Annotated in this window: 21 protein-coding genes; 10 read left to right on the forward strand and 11 right to left on the reverse strand. The window is 70.9% G+C overall.

The genetic code is table 11. The features are described from left to right. Positions 1 to 163: 163 nt before the first annotated feature. Positions 164 to 2,131, reverse strand: a complete 1,968-nt coding sequence (locus tag ABZ877_RS26235; protein ID WP_361075585.1) for an AAA family ATPase — start codon at positions 2,129 to 2,131, stop codon at positions 164 to 166. A 392-nt stretch (positions 2,132 to 2,523) separates the two neighbouring features. Between ABZ877_RS26235 and ABZ877_RS26240 the strand changes: the two genes are divergently transcribed. Together ABZ877_RS26240 and ABZ877_RS26245 are read left to right on the forward strand one after the other, a co-directional pair. Continuing rightward, the gene (locus ABZ877_RS26240) at positions 2,524 to 2,712 is read left to right on the forward strand and encodes a hypothetical protein (protein ID WP_361075327.1); all 189 of its coding nucleotides are present in this window, start codon (positions 2,524 to 2,526) and stop codon (positions 2,710 to 2,712) included. 29 nt (positions 2,713 to 2,741) lie between these two features. Then, positions 2,742 to 3,386, forward strand: coding sequence for a hypothetical protein (locus tag ABZ877_RS26245; protein ID WP_361075329.1), 645 nt, complete (start codon positions 2,742 to 2,744; stop codon positions 3,384 to 3,386). Position 3,387: 1 nt separating this feature from the next. On the opposite strand, the gene ABZ877_RS26250 is transcribed toward ABZ877_RS26245, so the two are convergent. Together ABZ877_RS26250 and ABZ877_RS26255 are read right to left on the reverse strand one after the other, a co-directional pair. After that, positions 3,388 to 3,657 carry a DUF4031 domain-containing protein gene (locus tag ABZ877_RS26250; RefSeq protein WP_361075331.1) on the reverse strand — a complete coding sequence of 90 codons (270 nt, stop codon included), beginning with the start codon at positions 3,655 to 3,657 and terminating at the stop codon, positions 3,388 to 3,390. A gap of 11 nt (positions 3,658 to 3,668) precedes the next feature. Then, entirely contained in the window at positions 3,669 to 4,049 is a 381-nt protein-coding gene (locus tag ABZ877_RS26255; protein WP_361075333.1) for a hypothetical protein, read from the reverse strand. A 53-nt stretch (positions 4,050 to 4,102) separates the two neighbouring features. Between ABZ877_RS26255 and ABZ877_RS26260 the strand changes: the two genes are divergently transcribed. The 5 genes from ABZ877_RS26260 to ABZ877_RS26280 all read left to right on the forward strand — a co-directional run bounded on the left by ABZ877_RS26260 (position 4,103) and on the right by ABZ877_RS26280 (position 8,522). Then, positions 4,103 to 5,032, forward strand: coding sequence for a MurR/RpiR family transcriptional regulator (locus ABZ877_RS26260; RefSeq protein WP_361075335.1), 930 nt, complete (start codon positions 4,103 to 4,105; stop codon positions 5,030 to 5,032). Between the two features lie 392 nt (positions 5,033 to 5,424). Further along, entirely contained in the window at positions 5,425 to 6,372 is a 948-nt protein-coding gene (murQ, locus tag ABZ877_RS26265) for an N-acetylmuramic acid 6-phosphate etherase (RefSeq protein WP_361075337.1), read from the forward strand. A 49-nt stretch (positions 6,373 to 6,421) separates the two neighbouring features. Beyond that, positions 6,422 to 7,918 carry a PTS transporter subunit EIIC gene (locus ABZ877_RS26270; protein ID WP_361075339.1) on the forward strand — a complete coding sequence of 499 codons (1,497 nt, stop codon included), beginning with the start codon at positions 6,422 to 6,424 and terminating at the stop codon, positions 7,916 to 7,918. Positions 7,919 to 8,010: 92 nt separating this feature from the next. After that, positions 8,011 to 8,262: a type II toxin-antitoxin system prevent-host-death family antitoxin gene (locus ABZ877_RS26275; protein WP_361075341.1), complete on the forward strand. Its 252-nt coding sequence runs from the start codon at positions 8,011 to 8,013 to the stop codon at positions 8,260 to 8,262. Then, positions 8,259 to 8,522, forward strand: coding sequence for a Txe/YoeB family addiction module toxin (locus ABZ877_RS26280; RefSeq protein WP_361075343.1), 264 nt, complete (start codon positions 8,259 to 8,261; stop codon positions 8,520 to 8,522). The genes ABZ877_RS26275 and ABZ877_RS26280 overlap by 4 nt, the downstream gene beginning before the upstream one ends. Positions 8,523 to 8,579: 57 nt before the next feature. Here ABZ877_RS26280 and ABZ877_RS26285 read toward each other — a convergent pair whose 3' ends face one another. Continuing rightward, positions 8,580 to 8,798, reverse strand: a complete 219-nt coding sequence (locus ABZ877_RS26285; RefSeq protein WP_361075345.1) for a hypothetical protein — start codon at positions 8,796 to 8,798, stop codon at positions 8,580 to 8,582. 115 nt (positions 8,799 to 8,913) lie between these two features. Between ABZ877_RS26285 and ABZ877_RS26290 the strand changes: the two genes are divergently transcribed. From ABZ877_RS26290 to ABZ877_RS26300, 3 genes are read left to right on the forward strand one after another with little or no spacing between them, the layout of a single operon-like run. Continuing rightward, positions 8,914 to 9,759 carry a helix-turn-helix transcriptional regulator gene (locus tag ABZ877_RS26290; RefSeq protein WP_361075347.1) on the forward strand — a complete coding sequence of 282 codons (846 nt, stop codon included), beginning with the start codon at positions 8,914 to 8,916 and terminating at the stop codon, positions 9,757 to 9,759. Continuing rightward, on the forward strand, positions 9,734 to 9,943 hold the full coding sequence (locus tag ABZ877_RS26295) for a DUF397 domain-containing protein (RefSeq protein WP_361075349.1): 210 nt from the start codon (positions 9,734 to 9,736) through the stop codon (positions 9,941 to 9,943). The genes ABZ877_RS26290 and ABZ877_RS26295 overlap by 26 nt, the downstream gene beginning before the upstream one ends. 44 nt (positions 9,944 to 9,987) lie before the next feature. After that, entirely contained in the window at positions 9,988 to 10,266 is a 279-nt protein-coding gene (locus tag ABZ877_RS26300) for a hypothetical protein (RefSeq protein ID WP_361075351.1), read from the forward strand. Positions 10,267 to 10,273: 7 nt separating this feature from the next. Here the strand turns inward: ABZ877_RS26300 and ABZ877_RS26305 are convergent, their stop codons facing one another. The 7 genes from ABZ877_RS26305 to thrC form a co-directional block, all read right to left on the reverse strand. Continuing rightward, positions 10,274 to 11,437, reverse strand: a complete 1,164-nt coding sequence (locus ABZ877_RS26305) for a mannosyltransferase family protein (protein WP_361075353.1) — start codon at positions 11,435 to 11,437, stop codon at positions 10,274 to 10,276. Between the two features lie 39 nt (positions 11,438 to 11,476). Then, positions 11,477 to 12,067 carry a hypothetical protein gene (locus ABZ877_RS26310; protein ID WP_361075355.1) on the reverse strand — a complete coding sequence of 197 codons (591 nt, stop codon included), beginning with the start codon at positions 12,065 to 12,067 and terminating at the stop codon, positions 11,477 to 11,479. Further along, positions 12,060 to 12,557, reverse strand: coding sequence for a SigE family RNA polymerase sigma factor (locus tag ABZ877_RS26315; RefSeq protein ID WP_361075357.1), 498 nt, complete (start codon positions 12,555 to 12,557; stop codon positions 12,060 to 12,062). Before ABZ877_RS26315 ends, ABZ877_RS26310 begins: the two co-directional genes overlap by 8 nt. A 205-nt stretch (positions 12,558 to 12,762) precedes the next feature. Beyond that, positions 12,763 to 14,388 carry a chaperonin GroEL gene (gene groL, locus ABZ877_RS26320; protein WP_361075359.1) on the reverse strand — a complete coding sequence of 542 codons (1,626 nt, stop codon included), beginning with the start codon at positions 14,386 to 14,388 and terminating at the stop codon, positions 12,763 to 12,765. A gap of 332 nt (positions 14,389 to 14,720) precedes the next feature. Then, positions 14,721 to 14,930 carry a cold-shock protein gene (locus ABZ877_RS26325; RefSeq protein ID WP_109445992.1) on the reverse strand — a complete coding sequence of 70 codons (210 nt, stop codon included), beginning with the start codon at positions 14,928 to 14,930 and terminating at the stop codon, positions 14,721 to 14,723. Positions 14,931 to 15,372: 442 nt separating this feature from the next. Next, positions 15,373 to 15,648 (reverse strand): MoaD/ThiS family protein, encoded by a 276-nt coding sequence (locus tag ABZ877_RS26330; protein ID WP_361075362.1) that lies wholly within the window; start codon positions 15,646 to 15,648, stop codon positions 15,373 to 15,375. 40 nt (positions 15,649 to 15,688) lie between these two features. Next, positions 15,689 to 16,978 (reverse strand): threonine synthase, encoded by a 1,290-nt coding sequence (thrC, locus tag ABZ877_RS26335; protein WP_361075364.1) that lies wholly within the window; start codon positions 16,976 to 16,978, stop codon positions 15,689 to 15,691. Positions 16,979 to 16,982: the final 4 nt, after the last annotated feature.

Raw genomic sequence — 16,982 nt, forward strand, 5'->3', positions numbered from 1 at the left:
CCCTCCTCGTCCTGGACAACTGCGAGCACGTCGTGGCGGCCGCTCCCCGCGCCCCTGAGATGCGCACTCCGTGCGCCATCTCCCGATGGAGGCGCGGCGAAGCCGCATGCCTCCAGGGGCGCGGGGAACTGCGCGACCAGCCACGACGGCGCCGCACCCGAGGTCAGGTCAACGGAAGCGGCAGCGGACCCGTGTGGGTGACCAACAGGCCCGACACCGCCCGGGTCAGGGACACGTACAACCGGCGGAGCCCCGTGCGTTCGTCGGGTTCCGCGGCGACCACCGACCCCGGTTCGTCGAGGACCACGTAGTCGTATTCAAGCCCCTTGGCCAGGGACGCCGGGACCAGGGTGAGGCGGGCCTCCGCCGTCGTCTCCTCACCGGGCGCGAGGAAGGACAGGCCCGCTCCGGTCAGGGCCTCGGCCAGCTCGCCGCAGCGCGCGTCCGCCGCGATGAGACCCACGGAGCCTTCGTGCGCCAGGGATTCGACGCACGCGGCGACCACCTCCTGCGGCCCCGACACCTCACGCACCTCGAACGCCCCCGGGTTCTCACGGACCGACTCCACGGGGGCGAGGCCCGGCGCGATGAACGGGAGGAGGCGGGAGGCGTACGTGATGACGTCGGTCGGTACGCGGAACCCGGCCGTCAGCTCCTCGATCACCGCGTCGGGCTTGCCGAGGTGGGCCAGCGCCTCGCCCCAGCTCCGGGTCGCCCATGGCGTCGTGCCTTGCGCGAGGTCCCCGAGGACGGTCACGGACCCGGTCGTCGCGCGCCGCCCCACGGCCCGGTACTGCATCGGCGACAGATCCTGCGCCTCGTCGAGGACGACGTGCCCGAGCGAGTGCGTGCGCGTGACGAGATCGCTCGCCTCGTCGATGAGCACCGCGTCGGCGAGGGACCACTTGGCGCTTCTGACGCTCCGGGCCGGTTTCGCCCACAGCACGGCCTTCTGTTCCTCCGGGCTCAGCACACCGTCCGCGTGCTCCGCGAGGAACTCCGCGTCGGACAGCAGCCGCAGCACCAGCTTCGCGGGGTCGACGGCCGGCCACACCGCCTTGACCACGGCCTTCACCGCCGCGTTCCGCGCGACCGCGTCCTGCACCCGGTCGTCCGGCGCCTCCCCCGCCCGCTCCATCTGGACGAGCACCGCGTGTGCGATGCGCTGCGAGAGAGCGTCGCGGGCGGCCCCGTACCGCATGTCGCGGTCCATCAACTCCCGTACGATGTCGGCCAGTTCGTACGAGGGGACGCGCCAGCGGCGCGAGCCGCGCACGACGACGACGCCCTCGTCCGGCAGCGTGATGTGCGAGCGCAGCGCCCGCCGCACGACCTCCGCCATCCGCGCGTCGCCCTTCACGAGGGCCGCTTCGGCGCTGTCGACGCCCCGCACCTCGACGTGCGTGCTCACGAGGTCGTCGACGGTGGCCTGCTTGACGTCCAGCTCGCCGAGCGCGGGAAGGACTTGTTCGATGTAGTGGAGGAAGGACGCGTTGGGGCCGATGACGAGTGTGCCGGTGCGGGCGAGCCGCTCGCGGTGCGCGTACAGCAGGTACGCGACCCGGTGCAGGCCGACCGCCGTCTTTCCCGTCCCCGGGCCTCCCTGCACGCACACCGATCCGGCGAGCCCGCTGCGCACGATCTCGTCCTGCTCGGGCTGGATGGTGGCGACGATGTCCCGCATCGGGCCGACGCGGGGCCGTTCGATCTCCTGCTGGAGCAGTTTGCTGGTCCGTTCCGCCTCGGCGGGGTCGGAGAGGTGCTCGTCCTCGTACGCGGTCAGTTCGCCGCCGGTGTAGCCGAAGCGGCGGCGCAGCGCGATGTCCATCGGGTCCTTCTTCGAGGCCCGGTAGAACGGCTGGGAGACGGGGGCGCGCCAGTCGATGACCATGGGGTCGCCGTCGGCGTCATGGACGTGGCGCCGCCCGATGTAGAACTGCTCGCCTTCGGCGCCCTCGGCTAGGTCGACGCCGGGTGCGTGGAGGTAGTCGAGGCGGCCGAAGAAGAGCGGGGTGTGGCTGAGGTCGGCGAGGGCCTTGATCCGTTCGTCGATCTGGCGTTGCAGCACTTCGGCGTTGACCCAGTTCGCGGTGACGTCGCGGATGTCGAGCGCCTCGGCGTCCTCGCGCATGGCGCGCAGGGCGGCGCGGGACGCGTGGAGATGTGCGCGCTCACGGTCGAGCGGCGTGGACGTGCTCACGGCTTGCCTCCGGCTACGGATACGCGGGGTACTCGGGTACGCGGTACGCGCGTACGCGGCACTCAGGTACGGCTACGGGTCCGGCCGGTTTCCGTCCGGCCGGCGGCGCTCCGGCTTCGGCGACCGCGGCGGCGACAGCGGTGAAGGGAGGCGGGCAGACGCGCGAGTGTACGGGACGGGTGGCTGCCGGAGCCAACGGTTTTCCCGGTTCCCTGGCGCGGCCGTGATCCGGGGTGTCTCAGGGTCGGGGTCCCCCGCAGGTCGTACACGGGTTGGTCCGCGGGACCGATGTGCGGGTATGCCCGGAATCGCATCCTGGATACATGACCACAGCGACCTTCACCCCGGCCCCGCCCGGCGCCACCGAGGCGACCGGATCCTCCCGTCCGCACCGTGTCGGCGACGCCGCGCGGGCCGTCCGGGCGTTCGCCTCGGCGGTGTTCTCGGTCGTCGTCCTGGGCGACACCGACGGCACCCTGTACCGGGACGCGGGCGTCGTCCGCCACCACTGACACCGGCCCTCAGCCTCTAGGGTTCGGGCATGACCACCCAGGAACTGCGTGACCACTGGGCCCGTGCTCTGCGCGCGGCGAGCGGCGGGACGACGGACCTCGATCCGTACCCGTACGCCGACAATCTGCTCTCCCGCTGGGCCGAACCCCAGCGCAAGTACCACACGACAGAGCACCTGACCGCCGTGCTGGACCGCATCGACGTCCTGGCGGACCACGCCGACGACCCCGCGCTGGTGCGGCTCGCCGCCTGGTTCCACGACGCGGTGTACCGGCCGGACCGCTCGGAGAACGAGGAGCGTTCGGCCGCCCTCGCCGAACGCGCCCTGGCCGAGGCGGGGCTGCCGGAGGCGGCGGTCGCGGAGGTCGCCCGGCTCGTCCGTCTCACGGTCGGCCACGACCCGGCCGACGGCGACACCAACGGCGAGACCCTGTGCGACGCCGACCTGGCGATCCTGGCCTCACCCCCGGAGGCGTACGCCGCGTACACGAAGGCGGTCCGCGCGGAGTACGCCTTCGTGCCCGACGAGGCGTTCCGCGAGGGCCGCGCGGCGGTCCTGCGCCACCTCCTCGGCCTCCCCCGCCTGTTCCGCACCCCGTACGGCGCGGCCCACTGGGAGTCCACCGCGCGGGACAACCTGACGACGGAGCTGGACCTGCTGGACCCGGCCTGACCTATCGGGGCCGGGGGTGCTTGGGCCGCCGCAGCCCCGCCTCCGTGAGCCTGCGCACCAGCTCCTTCGAGCCGACCGCCACGGCCCCGGCGCGCACCGCGTCCTCGTAGCGGTGGGACGGCAGGTCGTAGTGGTCGCGTTCGAAGGCGCGGCGCGGGGCGCCCAGCCGCTCGGCGAACGCGTGGAGTTCGTCGAAGGAGACGTCGCTGACCAGGTGGGACCACATGCGGCCGTGGCCTGGCCAGGTCGGCGGGTCTATGTAGACGGTCACCGGGCGTCCCGTCAGCCCGTGACCGTGGAGAGCGACCCCACCGGCGCGACCACCACGCCCGCCTCGGAGCACACCCAGTGCGGGTCGGCGCCCAGCTCCGGCTCGACGTCCAGGGCGTGCGGGCCCTCGGAACCCGATCCCGGGCCGCACACCGGGCACAGCGGCCACCGCCCGTGCCGTTCGAGCAGGCCGTCCTTGACGTCCTGGGCGACGAGCCCGGCCACGAACTCCACGCCCTCCGGCCACTGCTCGACCCACCAGCGGCGGGACGCGATCGACTCCTCGACGAGCGAGACGACGTCCGGTTCGGCGACGTCCGCCGCCTTCAGGTCCGCGAGCACGAGCGCGCGGGCCGCGTGCAGGGCCTGCTCCAGGGGGCTGATGGTGTCCATGCATCAATTGTGCGCCTCTTGACCCCCCGAACGATTGAAAATATCTTTCAGGCGTGAGCAATGACGTGAAGGAAAGTTTCTCAAGCGACGCGCCGCCCGCACCCGCAGCGCTCGCCGCCAAGGTGCGCACCCTCGCGCCCTCCATGACCCGGTCCATGCAGCGCGTCGCCGAGGCCGTCGCCGCCGACCCGGCCGGCTGCGCCGCCCTCACCGTCACCGGCCTCGCCGAGCTCACCAGCACCAGCGAGGCGACGGTCGTCCGCACCGCCCGCATCCTCGGCTACCCCGGCTACCGCGACCTGCGGCTCGCCCTCGCCGGGCTCGCCGCCCAGCAGCAGTCGGGCCGGGCGCCCGCCGTCACCGCCGACATCGCCGTCGACGACCCGATAGCGGACGTGGTCGCCAAGCTCGCCTACGACGAGCAGCAGACCCTCGCCGACACCGCGGCCGGACTCGATACCGTGCAACTGGCTGCCGCCGTGAGCGCGCTCGCCGGGGCGCGGCGGGTGGACGTGTACGGGGTCGGCGCGTCCGGGCTCGTCGCCCAGGACCTCGCGCAGAAGCTGCTCCGCATAGGGCAGGTCGCGCACGCGCACTCGGACCCGCACCTGGCGATCACCAACGCGGTGACGCTCCGCTCGGGGGATGTGGCGGTCTCCATCACGCACTCCGGCGCGACGGGTGACGTGATCGAGCCCCTCCGACTCGCCTTCGAGCACGGCGCGACGACGATCGCGATCACGGGGCGGCCCGATGGGCCGGTCTCGCAGTACGCGGACCACGTCCTCACGACCTCGATCGCCCGCGAGAGCGAGTTGCGTCCCGCGGCGATGTCGTCCCGTACGAGTCAGCTCCTCGTCGTGGACTGCCTGTTCGTGGGGGTGGCCCAGCGCCGCTACGAGACGGCGGCGCCCGCGTTGTCGGCGTCCTACGAGGCCCTGGCCCACCGCCATCGCGCCACGCCGCGGGGCCCCCGGTCATGAACGCGGGCCGGCGCCCAGCCCCTGGACGTAATCGCCCGGCCATCCCGCCGTCGTGGCTGGTCGCGCAGTTCCCCGCGCCCCTGAGATGCGCACTGCGTGCGCCATCTCAGAGAGGCGCGCGTGACGCGAACCCTATGGGGCTGCGGCGGAGCCGCATGCTCCAGGGGCGCGGGGAACTGCGCGACCAGCCACGACGGTGCCGCAGCCGAAGACCCGCGGGGGAATGCCGCACGAAGTGCGCATTCCAGGGGCGCGGGGAACTGCGCGAGCGACCACGACGGCGCCGCACCCGAGAGCCGGAAAAGCGCCGCAGGCATGCGCGAGCAACCACGACGCGACCCGCACCAGGCCCACTCCATAAACCACCCCGTACCGGAAAGAGCCGCCCCCCGATGACGACCACGGACTACACCGCCCTCCAAGCCCAGCTGGCCACCCTGACCACAGAAGCCTTCCGGCCGGAACTCGCCGAGATCGACCAGCGCTCCACCCTGGAGATCGCCGAGATCATGAACGGGGAGGACGCCACCGTCCCCACCGCGGTCGCGGCCCAGCTCCCCCAGATCGCCGCCGCCATCGACGCGACAGCGACCCGCATGGCCCGTGGCGGCCGTCTGATCTACGCGGGCGCGGGCACGGCGGGCCGCCTCGGCGTGCTGGACGCCTCCGAGTGCCCGCCCACCTTCAACACGGACCCGGGCGAGGTCGTCGGCCTGATCGCGGGCGGCCCCTCCGCGATGGTCACGGCGGTGGAGGGCGCCGAGGACTCCAAGGAGCTGGCGGCGCAGGACCTGACCGCGCTGGACCTGACCGAGAACGACACCGTCGTCGGGGTCTCCGCCTCGGGCCGCACCCCGTACGCGATCGGCGCGGTGGAGCACGCCCGCACGAGCGTCGGCGCCCTGACCATCGGCCTGTCCTGCAACGCGGACAGCGCCCTCGCGGCGGCGGCGGACCACGGCATCGAGGTCGTCGTCGGCCCGGAGCTGCTGACCGGTTCGACCCGTCTGAAGGCGGGCACGGCACAGAAGCTCGTCCTGAACATGCTGTCGACGATCACCATGATCCGGCTCGGCAAGACGTACGGAAACCTGATGGTCGACGTACGCGCGTCGAACGAGAAGCTGCGGGCCCGCTCCCGCCGCATCGTCTCCCTGGCCACGGGCGCCGACGACGCCGTCATCGAGGCCGCGCTCGCCGCGACGGACGGCGAGGTGAAGAACGCGATCCTCGTCGTGCTCGGCGAGGTCGACGGGGAGACGGCGGCCCGTCTCCTGGCCGAGTCCGACGGCCACCTGCGCGCGGCGCTCGCCGCGGCGGCGACCACCACAGCTCCCTGAACCGAAGCCCCTCCATCCGCACCACCCGCACAGCAAGGCAGCACGCACCATGGCTGAGAACAAGAACCGCGACGTGGCGGCCTCGATCCTCCCCCTTGTGGGCGGCGCCGCGAACGTCACCTCCGTCGTCCACTGCATGACCCGGCTCCGGCTGGGTCTCGCGGACCGCTCGCTCGTCCAGGACGAGGCGCTGAAGGCGCTGCCCGACGTCATGGGCGTGGTGGAGGACGAGACGTACCAGATCGTCCTCGGCCCGGGGAAGGTCGCCCGGGTGACGCCGGAGTTCGAGGCGCTGGTGGCGGAGGAGCGGGCCGGGGCGCCCGCCCCCGCGCACACCACGACGGCCGACGACCTCGCGGCCCAGGGCGCCGAGTTGCGGGCGGCCCGCAAGGCGAAGAACGCCACGCCCTTCAAGCTGTTCCTGCGCCGGATCGCCAACATCTTCGTACCGCTGATCCCGGCGCTGATCGGCTGCGGCATCATCGCCGGCATCAACGGCCTGCTGGTCAACCTGGAGTGGCTGCCCGGCGTCACCCCCGCCCTGGCCGCGATCGCCTCCGGCTTCATGGCGCTGATCGCGGTGTTCGTCGGCTACAACACGGCGAAGGAGTTCGGCGGTACGCCGATCCTCGGCGGCGCGGTCGCGGCGATCATCGTGTACGCGGGGGTCGCGAACGTCTCGGCGTTCGGCCAGAAGCTGAGCCCCGGCCAGGGCGGTGTGCTCGGCGCGCTCGGCGCGGCGGTCCTCGCGGTGTACGTGGAGAAGTGGTGCCGCAAGTGGGTCCCGGAGGCGGTCGACGTCCTGGTCACGCCCACCCTCACGGTCCTGGTCTCCGGCCTGGTCACGATCTTCGGCCTGATGTACGTCGCCGGTGAGGTCTCGACCGGGATCGGTACGGCGGCGAACTGGCTCCTGGACAACACGGGCGCGTTCGCGGGCCTGGTCCTGGGCGGCCTCTTCCTCCCCCTGGTCATGCTCGGCCTGCACCAAGCCCTGATCCCCATCCACACCACCCTGATCGAGCAGCAGGGCTACACGGTCCTCCTCCCGATCCTGGCCATGGCGGGTGCGGGCCAGGTCGGCTGCGCGATCGCCGTCTTCAAGCGCCTCAAGCACAACAAGTCGATCCGTACGACGATCAAGTCGGCGCTGCCCGCCGGTTTCCTGGGCGTCGGCGAACCCCTCATCTACGGTGTCTCGCTCCCCCTGGGCCGCCCCTTCGTCACGGCATGCGTGGGCGGCGCGGCGGGCGGCGCGTTCGTCGGCCTCTTCTCGATGCTCGGCACGAAGGTCGGCTCGACGGCGATCGGCCCGTCCGGCTGGGCCCTGTTCCCGCTCCTCAAGGGCGACCACAGCCTCGGTACGACCTGCCTCATCTACGGCGGCGGCCTCCTCATCGGCTACGCGGTCGGCTTCCTGGCCACGTACTTCTTCGGCTTCAGCAAGCAGATGCTCTCCGAGCTGAACCAGGACGTCGACGCGGGCGAGTCCCCATCGGCCCGCGCCGAAGCTGTTCCGGCGTCTCCCGAACCGGCGCGGGCCTGACTGGCCTGACCTGCGCCTTTGTCGCCATCTCGGAGACTGACGTACGCTTACTTGTACGTACAGGAAAGCGTACGTCTTCCGAGGAGGCCGCGATGCGCACCATGACCTACACCGAGTCGCGAGCGAAGTACGCCGAGACGCTCAACGCGGTCGTGGACGATCGCGAGGAAGTGATAGTGACGCGCGCGGGCCACGATCCAGTGGTGATCGTGGCACTCGACGAGTACGAGTCCCTGAAGGAGACGGCGTACCTGCTCCGGAGCCCGGAGAACGCGCGGCGCATCCTTCAGGCGATCGAGGAACTCGAGGCCGGCGGCGGCTCCGTTCGGGAGATGCTCGATTGAAACTCGTCTGGCATGAGAAGGCCTGGGCCGACTACGTCTGGTGGCAGGCTCAGGACCGCAAGACCCTCAGGCGGATCAACGCCTTGCTGCAGGACATCATCCGCAACGGCAACGAGGGCATCGGCAAACCGGAACCCTTGCGCCACGGCTTCCAGGGCTATTGGTCCCGGCGCATCACCGAGGAGCACCGCCTCCTGTACAAGATCGTCGATGACGAGATCCGCATCGCCGCCTGCCGCTACCACTACGAGCGGCCCTGATCACGGCAACCGCCCCTCCTGATTGACGACCCGGACCGATCACATACGGGCCGAGGCTCATCGCGCGTTCCTCTCGTGCAGCACCGCCACCATCCGCAACGTCATGTCCAGGTTGACGCACCCCAGGTTCACCAGCGGATACGCGACATCCCCCGCCGCCGACGCAGCATCGACGCGCAACGACGGCAGCGTCACCCCCAACACCCCCAGCTCCGCCCGCAATTGCTCGACCGCGTCCTCGACCACCCGCAACCGCTCCGCATCCCGCACCACCATGCTCCACCCCTTCACGCGAAGTTGCTCTTTCGCCACACAGCGTGACGGCTGAATCCCTACGCTGGCCAGGGGGCACCCCCCAACAGCCGCACCTGCTGCACCGGAGCTGATGCAGATGACCGGACCGAAGGACCTCGACCCCGCCGCGCGCCGCGTCATGATCGGCGAAGAACTCCGCCACGCCCGCGAGAGAGCGGGCCTCACCCAACAGGCGCTGGGTGAGCGGCTGTTCGTGAGCGGCTCGTACATCGGCCAGATGGAGGCGGGTACGCGGCGCATCCTGCCGGACATGGCGCCGCGCCTGGATGAGGCGCTGAACATGGGCAGCTTCTTCGTACGCCATTGCGTCAAGGCGAACGCGTCGAAGCATCCCGAACAGTTCGCGGAGGCGGCCGAGGCGGAGGCCCTGGCGACCTCGATCATGGAGTACGGGGGCATGCTCATCCCCGGCCTGCTCCAGACGCCGGAGTACGCCCGCGCGGTGTTCCTGGACTACCAGCCCACCGCGGCCGACGAGGCGATCGACAAGCTGCTGAACGCCCGGATGGAGCGCGCCCGGCTCCTCGACGACCCAACAAAGCCGTTGTTGTGGGCCGTCCTGGATGAGGCGGCGCTGCGTCGGCCGGTCGGCGGCCCCGCGGTGATCGCGGCGAACCTGCGCCACATCGCCGAGCTGATCGGACAGCGACGAGTAGTCGTGCAGGTCCTCCCGTTCGCGGCGGGCGCCCACGCCTCACTGCACGGCGCGCTCAAGCTCATGCACTTCAACGACGCACCCCCGTTGTCCTTCATCGAAGCCCCCGGCACCGGACGCCTGTTGGACGACCCAGCCACGACCGCCCGCCACCAGCTCTCCTACGATCTACTCAGGGCCAACGCGCTCACCCCGAACCAGTCTCTGGCCCTGATTACCTCAGTGGCAGAGGATTACGAGCATGAAGATCACGAGCCCCGAGCCTGACCTGACATCGGCCACCTGGCGCAAGTCCACGTACAGCGGCGGCGAGGGCAGTAATTGCCTGGAAGTCGCCACCGACTTCCCCGGACTGGTCCCGGTCCGCGACTCCAAGAACCCGGCCGGCCCGAGGCTCGTGCTCCGGGCGGAGACCTGGTCCGCCTTCGTCGCGGGTCTGCGTCAGCGCTGATCAGTCCAGTCGCGGCCAGGGCGAGCCTGCCTCATCCTGGCCCCATGGCTGACAGCACGTTTTCGAAGATTTCCTGGACGGAGTTCCGGCCGAACCAGCGGCGGCTCGTGACCGGGGCCGCGCTGTGGGGCGCCGGGCTGCTCGTGTCCACCGTCGGCGTAGGCGTCCTCGCGTACGAGGTGGTGCGGGCCGGTCGTACGTGGACCGGCGCCTGGGAGGTGCCGCCCGCCGAGATGGCGTCGCGCGCCTTCCATCAGGCGCAGAGCGCGGCGCAGGCGGGCCGGGACGCCTGGAACAGCTACCAGGAGTCGCCGCTCCGGTAGGGCGCCGCTACCCGGCCCAGCGGCCCGACAGGAACGTCACCGCGTACAGGGTCGACAGCGGAGCGACCACGCACAGGCAGACGTACGTGGCCCGCTGGCTGCGCACCGTCCAGGCCGCGAGGCCCGCCCAGAGCGGCCACCACAGGAGCGTCGCGCGGGGCACGGACGTGTACCAGTAGGACGTGCCGAGCGCCCACAGCGTCAGCGCGATGTACGTCGCCTCGGCCCAGCGGCGACGGCGGAGCAGCCAGGCGAACAGGGCCAGCCCGAGCAGCATGGCGAGGAGTTCGGCCTGGCACATGACGGCGTACCCGGTGGCGTAGGCGCCGTCGAACGCGGCGTCCCAGGTGTGCGCCCACGCCTGCCACGGCGAGTGGAACGTGCGGTACCAGCCGCGTTCCTCCGCGTGCTTCCACGCCATCCAGTCGCCGGTCTCCGCGTACAGATACACGGTGTACGCGAGGACGGGCACGGCGGGCAGCGCCAGCCACGGCAGCCGCCGCCAGCGCCGGCCGGGGCCGTGCGCGACGAGGAACTGCACGAGCAGCGCCGCCGCCAGGAAGAGCCCGCTGACCCGTACGGCCGTGGCGGTCGCGGTGAGGAACGCCGCGAGGGCCCACTTGTCGCGCCGCCCGGCGAGCAACGCGGGCAGCGCGAACGCGAGGAACAGCGACTCCGTGTACCCGGCGGCCAGGAAGACGGAGCAGGGCGACAGCAGCAGGAGCAGCACAGCCCGGCCGCCGACCACCGGACCGGCGATGCGGGCGAGGGCGAGGACGGCGACCGCGCCCGACACGAACGAGATCAGCAGTCCGGCGGCGGTCCAGTCGGGCACGACCGTGTGGACGGCGCGGAGCACGAGCGGGAAGCCCGGGAAGAACGCCTCGGTGTTGTCCGCGCCGTGGAAGTAGCCGAACTCGGCGATGGTCCGGTAGTGCGCCCAGTCCCACTGCTGGAACGCCGAGAGCAGCGGCCGGGCCTCCTTGGCGTCGGGGGACGCGGGGAAGAGCCGGGTCACGCAGTACGCGGTCAGGAGCAGCCCGAGCCGGGTGAGCAGGTAGATCCGCAGCACCGTCCGGTCGAGCGGGTTCAGCCGCGGGCGCCTCGGCCGGCGCCGGGGCGCGGCGGCCCGGGTGGGTATGGACGGCGCTTCCAGAAGGGCCGCGGGCATACGGGAGCTCCGTTCGGGTCGTGCGTGTGGGGGGAGGTCTCAGGGGCGGTCGGGCGGAGACGTCCGCTGCGGGTCCGAGGTGGGGGGTGACGAGGTCCGCAGGGAGGTCGGGGGCGCGGTGAAGCCGGACGAGCCCGCTGAGGAGGTGGAGGAGGTGGAGGAGGAGGACGAGGTCCCGGCCGAGGCCCCGGTCTCCGTCTCGGTCGCGGTCCCGGTCCCGGTCCCGGTCCCGGTCCCGGAGGAGGATGAGGTCGCGGTCCCGGTCGAGGCACCGGTCGCCGTCCCCGTCTCCGTCTCCGTCGAGGACGCGGTCGGTGACGCGTCGGGCGGGGACGTCGGCGTGGCCTGTGCCGTCGACGGCGGGCCCGACGACGGCGCGGGCCTCGGCACCCCGGTCCGCGCGGGCTGGACCGTGCCCGGCCCGTCCGCGAGGAGATGCGCGACGCCGCCGCCCGCCCCGGCGCAGAGCACGACGGCCGTGGCCGCCGCGACGGCGAACCGGCGCTGCCGCAGCCGGTCGCCGCGCGCCCGGACCACGGGGCCCGGCAGCGGCACGGTGGCGCGCCCGCCGGACGCGGCCAGTTCCTTGAGCGCCTCGGCGAGGCCGGGCTCGTCGCGGTGCTCAGTCACGGTGTGCCTCCTGCGCGCGCGGGTCCTGCATACGGGCGGCCAGGGCGGTCCTGCCCCGGGACAGATGGGTCTTCACGGTGCCGGTCGACAACCCGGTCTCGCCCGCGATCTGCTCCACGGAGAGATCACAGATGTAGTGCAGGGCGACGACCCTGCGCTGCTGCGGGGAAAGCTCCTTCAGCGCCTCGACGAGGGCCACGGAACCGGGGTCGGGCGCGCCGACGTGCGGCGCGGCGCCGTGCCGCAGCCAGGCTTGCTCGCTGCGGCGCAGCTTCTTGAAGCGCCGTATCGCGAGCCGCCAGGCCACGGTCCTGATCCACGCCTCGGGGGCGGCCTCCCGGTCGAGGCGTCCGCGCCGGCTCCACGCCTTCACGAACGCTTCCTGCACGACGTCCTGCGCCTCCTGGGCGTCGCCGAGCATGACGTAAAGCTGCCCGGTGAGCCGCCCGACCGCATGGGCGTAGAACTCCTCGAACTCCTCTGCGGTCAACGCCGTGCTCCCTGTGGTTCCCGACCGTGTGCTGTCCGACCGTGCTGTCGTGATCTATAGACCTGGCGGCCGGACGCCGGTTGACACGCGTGAGAGGAATTTCGGGGACCTTAACCCGACAACGCCCGAGGGCGGCACCCCCTCCTGGTGGAGGAAGTGCCGCCCTCGGGACGAACAGACGAGCTGAACCGGTACGGAGGCCGGATCAGAAGTCCATGTCACCGCCCGGCATGCCGCCCGGAGCGCCCGCGGCAGCGGCCTTCTCCGGCTTGTCGGCGATGACGGCCTCGGTGGTGAGGAACAGCGCGGCGATCGACGCGGCGTTCTGCAGCGCGGAGCGCGTCACCTTGGCCGGGTCGAGGATGCCCTCGGCGATCATGTCGACGTACTCGCCCGTGGCGGCGTTCAGACCGTGGCCGACGGCCAGGTTGCGCACCTTCTCCACGACGACGCCACCCTCGAGACCACCGTTGACGGCGATCTGCTTGAGCGGGGCCTCCAGGGCGAGCTTCACGGCGTTGGCGCCGGTCGCCTCGTCACCCTCCAGCTCCAGCTTCTCGAAGACCGCGGAGGCCTGCAGCAGGGCCACGCCACCACCGGCGACGATGCCCTCCTCGACGGCCGCCTTCGCGTTGCGCACGGCGTCCTCGATGCGGTGCTTGCGCTCCTTGAGCTCGACCTCCGTGGCGGCACCGGCCTTGATGACGGCCACGCCGCCGGCCAGCTTCGCCAGACGCTCCTGGAGCTTCTCGCGGTCGTAGTCCGAGTCGCTGTTCTCGATCTCGGCACGGATCTGGTTGACGCGACCCTGGACCTGGTCGGTGTCACCGGCGCCGTCGACGATCGTCGTCTCGTCCTTGGTGATGACGACCTTGCGGGCGCGGCCGAGCAGGTCGAGACCGGCGTTCTCCAGCTTGAGGCCGACCTCCTCGGAGATGACGGTGCCACCGGTGAGGATGGCGATGTCGCCGAGCATGGCCTTGCGGCGGTCACCGAAGCCCGGGGCCTTGACGGCGACGGACTTGAAGGTGCCACGGATCTTGTTGACGACCAGGGTCGACAGGGCCTCGCCCTCGACGTCCTCGGCGATGATCAGCAGCGGCTTGCCCGACTGCATGACCTTCTCCAGGAGCGGGAGGAGGTCCTTCACGTTGCCGATCTTGGAGTTGACGATGAGGATGTACGGGTCGTCGAGCGACGCCTCCATCCGCTCCATGTCGGTGGCGAAGTACGCCGAGATGTAGCCCTTGTCGAAGCGCATACCCTCGGTGAGCTCCAGCTCCAGACCGAAGGTCTGGGACTCCTCGACGGTGATGACGCCTTCCTTGCCGACCTTGTCCATGGCCTCGGCGATGAGCTCGCCGATCTGGGTGTCGGCGGCGGAGATGGAGGCCGTCGAAGCGATCTGCTCCTTGGTCTCGACATCCTTGGCCTGCTCGAGCAGGGCGGCGGAGACGGCCTCGACGGCCTTCTCGATGCCGCGCTTCAGGGCCATGGGGTTGGCACCGGCGGCCACGTTGCGCAGGCCCTCGCGGACCAGGGCCTGGGCCAGGACGGTCGCGGTCGTCGTGCCGTCACCGGCGACGTCGTCCGTCTTCTTCGCGACCTCCTTGACCAGCTCGGCGCCGATCTTCTCGTACGGGTCCTCGAGCTCGATCTCCTTGGCGATGGACACACCATCGTTGGTGATCGTGGGGGCGCCCCACTTCTTCTCGAGGACGACGTTGCGACCCTTGGGGCCCAGGGTCACCTTGACGGCGTCGGCGAGCTGGTTCATGCCGCGCTCGAGGCCGCGCCGTGCCTCCTCGTCGAACGCGATGATCTTGGCCATGTGAAGTGGTCCTCCCGGACGGGGTGGAAAAGCAAGCAAACGGACCGTGCTGGCGCCCGCGACGGACGGCCCCCGAGCCTCGTGGTTCCTTGCCCCACCGGCCCCCGGACCTCACCGACCCGATCCAAGTTCTGTCACTCTCACTGGGAGAGTGCTAAGCCCAATGATTAGCACTCGACCCATGCGAGTGCAAGCGGCTACCACAGATCGGCGGGGGGCGCGCGCAGCACGGAGCGCGGTCCGGGCGCCCCCGGGCACGACGAAGGGCCCGTGCCCCCTCGGGGAAACACGGACCCTTCGTCTCGTACGAAGCCTGTCAGTCGCGACGCGCTTCAGCCGGCGGCGGCCAGACGGACCATGTCGGCCTGCGGCCCCTTCTGGCCCTGCGAGATCTCGAACTCCACTCGCTGACCCTCTTCGAGGGTGCGGTAGCCGTCCATCTGAATCGCGCTGTAGTGGACGAATACATCCGCACCACCGTCGACCGCGATGAAGCCGTACCCCTTCTCCGCGTTGAACCACTTGACGGTGCCCTGAGCCATGCCTAACTCCCCTATTACTGGCCCTTGCACAGATCCGCACTTCGCGGATCCGGGTCAGACCTCACCCTCCCCAATGGGTGGGGGTGTGCGCCGGAACGCGTCGACCGCGGCTGAATGTATCTGCCCAACTGCCGTCTGCAACAGGTCAATCGGACGAGAAATCTGGGCACCCTCGAACGGGGAAACCGGGCCAACTCACCGGATCCCAGGGCAACTCGGGCCGGGTAAATGCCGTAAAAGGCCCGAAGGGGTTCGACACTTTGGCTGCTTCTTGTCGCGTCCCGAGCGGAAACTCATATGCGCCCGTCATGCACCACGCGGGGAAAGGAGGCAGCTTCCCCAACTGTACCGCGCTCAACCATGCAGAATTGCCCCCTCCGCTTCTCTCGCGGAGGGGGCAATCGGGGTGACGCAGCGTGCGCGGGGGCCGGACAGGGCCGGATCAGCCGCCGGCGACGGCGGGAATGATCGACACGCCGGCGCCGTCCGGCGTGGCGGTGTCGAGGCCCTGCTCGAAGCGGACGTCGTCGTCGTTGACGTAGACGTTGACGAACCGGCGCAGCTTGCCCTGGTCGTCGAGGACGCGGGCGGCGATCCCGGTGTGGTTCCTCTCCAGGTCGGCGATGACCTCCCCGAGGGTCCCGCCCTCGGCGGCGACCTCGGCGGCCCCGCCGGTGTAGGTGCGCAGGATGGTAGGAATCCGAACGTTGACGCTCATGCTGGCAAACTCCTGGGACTGGGCTGCGGGTGAGGGGGGCTCAGTGGTCGAGGCCGGCGGCCCGGAACGCGTCGAGGGACGGCTTGATGGTCGCCGTGGCCTGTGAGGTCTCGGCGACGGCGTCAAGCGTCTTGAGACCGTCACCCGTGTTCAGGACGACCGTCGTCAGGGACGGATCGATCAGCCCCGCCTCGATGAGCTTCTTGGTGACGCCGACCGTCACCCCACCGGCGGTCTCCGCGAAGATCCCCTCGGTCTGCGCGAGCAGCTTGATCGCCTCGACGACCTGCTCGTCGTTGACGTCCTCCACGGCACCGCCCGTGCGGCGCGCGATGTCGAGGACGTAAGGACCGTCGGCCGGGTTGCCGATGGCGAGGGACTTGGCGATGGTGTTCGGCTTCTGCGGCCGCACCACGTCGTGGCCGCCCTTGTACGCGACCGAGACCGGCGAGCACCCCTCGGCCTGCGCGCCGAACAGCTTGTACGGCTTGTCCTCGACGAGCCCGAGCTTGATCAGCTCCTGGAGCCCCTTGTCGATCTTCGTGAACTGCGACCCGGACGCGATCGGGATGACCAGCTGGTCGGGCAGGCGCCAGCCGAGCTGCTCGCAGATCTCGTAGGCGAGCGTCTTGGAGCCCTCGCCGTAGTACGGGCGCAGGTTCACGTTGACGAAGCCCCAGCCCTCGCCGAGCGGGTCGCCGATCAGCTCGGAGCAGAAGCGGTTCACGTCGTCGTAGTTGCCCTCGATGGCGACGAGGTCACCGCCGTAGACACCGGCCATGACGACCTTGCCCTGCTCCAGGTCGTGCGGGATGAAGACGCAGGAGCGGAAGCCCGCCCGGGCGGCGGCGGCGCCGACGGCGCCGGCCAGGTTGCCGGTGGAGGAGCAGGAGAGGGTGGTGAAGCCGAAGGCGCGCGCGGCCTCGATGGCCTGGGCGACGACGCGGTCCTTGAAGGAGTGCGTGGGGTTGCCCGAGTCGTCCTTGACGAACAGCTTGCCCTGCTCGACGCCGAGTTCCCGGGCGAGGTTGTCTGCCTTGACGAGCTTGGTCCAGCCGGGGTTCAGGTTCGGCTTCTCGGCGACGTCGGCCGGGACGGGAAGCAGCGGGGCGTAGCGCCAGAGGTTGGCCGGGCCCGCCTCGATCCGCTTGCGGAGCGCCTCCGGGTCACCGGCCGGAAGGTCGTACGCGACCTCCAACGGGCCGAAACACTCGGCACAGGCGAAGATGGGACCAAGGTCAAAAGTGGTGCCGCACTCGCGGCAGGAGAGCCCGGAAGCCGGACCGAGATCGACGGTCCTGGCGGGGGTGGCGACAGTCTGTACAGCCATGAGA

The sequence above is a fragment of the Streptomyces sp. NPDC046939 genome, assembly GCF_040644575.1.
GTDB lineage: Bacteria > Actinomycetota > Actinomycetes > Streptomycetales > Streptomycetaceae > Streptomyces.

Excerpts from the sequence above, each read along its gene's own strand:
- ABZ877_RS26235 (WP_361075585.1), bottom strand. The coding sequence starts at position 2,131 with ATGCGCGAGGACGCCGAGGCGCTCGACATCCGCGACGTCACCGCGAAC.
- ABZ877_RS26240 (WP_361075327.1), top strand. The coding sequence starts at position 2,524 with ATGACCACAGCGACCTTCACCCCGGCCCCGCCCGGCGCCACCGAGGCG.
- ABZ877_RS26245 (WP_361075329.1), top strand. The coding sequence starts at position 2,742 with ATGACCACCCAGGAACTGCGTGACCACTGGGCCCGTGCTCTGCGCGCG.
- ABZ877_RS26255 (WP_361075333.1), bottom strand. The coding sequence starts at position 4,049 with ATGGACACCATCAGCCCCCTGGAGCAGGCCCTGCACGCGGCCCGCGCG.
- murQ (WP_361075337.1), top strand. The coding sequence starts at position 5,425 with ATGACGACCACGGACTACACCGCCCTCCAAGCCCAGCTGGCCACCCTG.
- ABZ877_RS26270 (WP_361075339.1), top strand. The coding sequence starts at position 6,422 with ATGGCTGAGAACAAGAACCGCGACGTGGCGGCCTCGATCCTCCCCCTT.
- ABZ877_RS26275 (WP_361075341.1), top strand. The coding sequence starts at position 8,011 with ATGCGCACCATGACCTACACCGAGTCGCGAGCGAAGTACGCCGAGACG.
- ABZ877_RS26285 (WP_361075345.1), bottom strand. The coding sequence starts at position 8,798 with ATGGTGGTGCGGGATGCGGAGCGGTTGCGGGTGGTCGAGGACGCGGTC.
- ABZ877_RS26290 (WP_361075347.1), top strand. The coding sequence starts at position 8,914 with ATGACCGGACCGAAGGACCTCGACCCCGCCGCGCGCCGCGTCATGATC.
- ABZ877_RS26295 (WP_361075349.1), top strand. The coding sequence starts at position 9,734 with ATGAAGATCACGAGCCCCGAGCCTGACCTGACATCGGCCACCTGGCGC.
- ABZ877_RS26300 (WP_361075351.1), top strand. The coding sequence starts at position 9,988 with ATGGCTGACAGCACGTTTTCGAAGATTTCCTGGACGGAGTTCCGGCCG.
- ABZ877_RS26305 (WP_361075353.1), bottom strand. The coding sequence starts at position 11,437 with ATGCCCGCGGCCCTTCTGGAAGCGCCGTCCATACCCACCCGGGCCGCC.
- groL (WP_361075359.1), bottom strand. The coding sequence starts at position 14,388 with ATGGCCAAGATCATCGCGTTCGACGAGGAGGCACGGCGCGGCCTCGAG.
- ABZ877_RS26325 (WP_109445992.1), bottom strand. The coding sequence starts at position 14,930 with ATGGCTCAGGGCACCGTCAAGTGGTTCAACGCGGAGAAGGGGTACGGC.
- ABZ877_RS26330 (WP_361075362.1), bottom strand. The coding sequence starts at position 15,648 with ATGAGCGTCAACGTTCGGATTCCTACCATCCTGCGCACCTACACCGGC.
- thrC (WP_361075364.1), bottom strand. The coding sequence starts at position 16,978 with ATGGCTGTACAGACTGTCGCCACCCCCGCCAGGACCGTCGATCTCGGT.